General features: G+C 33.5%; 1 protein-coding gene. It reads right to left on the minus strand.

Annotated features, from left to right (window positions below; genetic code table 11):
- Positions 1–33: 33 nt before the first annotated feature.
- Positions 34–420, minus strand: coding sequence for a four helix bundle protein (locus tag PKI34_08215; GenBank protein ID HNS17789.1), 387 nt, complete (start codon positions 418–420; stop codon positions 34–36).
- Between the last annotated feature and the right edge of the window lie 135 nt (positions 421–555).

Here is a 555-nt window from a genome sequence, read left to right on the forward strand (position 1 = left end):
ATAGCTAGTTAACAATCAATAGCTATAGTATTATCATTTTTTTAATTGGAGATTGCCCCGGTATTTTTCTGGATATTTAATCATGTGATGTAAAAGCTTTCCGATTTCTTCTGACTGACTCAACAATAAATCAAACTGTTCCCTTGAAATATAAGAACAGGCTAATGCAAAGTCTAACCATACTTGAGTTTCGGCATTTTCCATATCGGCTTCCGATATTTTATTAATGAAATGTGATTCATATTGCCGTCTTCGATAGGATTCCCCCAAGCTTGCACATACCGATCGTGAGGATCTTCTAATCTGATCTGTTAAAGAGAATTTTTCTTCTTTTGAAAAATTTTTGCTTATTTCAAAAATATCCATTGCAAGCGTGAATGCTTTCTTATAAACCATCAAGTCTTTTAAATTTGATATCATATTTTTTATTTTAATAGATTAGCGTTTCCCTTCTGTTAATCCGTTTTTATATAAAAATGTGACCCTCTATTTCTATTTTTTTGCCAACTGCCAACTGCCAACTGCCAACTGCCAACTGCCAACTGCCAACTGCCA

This window comes from Bacteroidales bacterium, assembly GCA_035342335.1.
Lineage (GTDB): Bacteria > Bacteroidota > Bacteroidia > Bacteroidales > JAGONC01 > JAGONC01.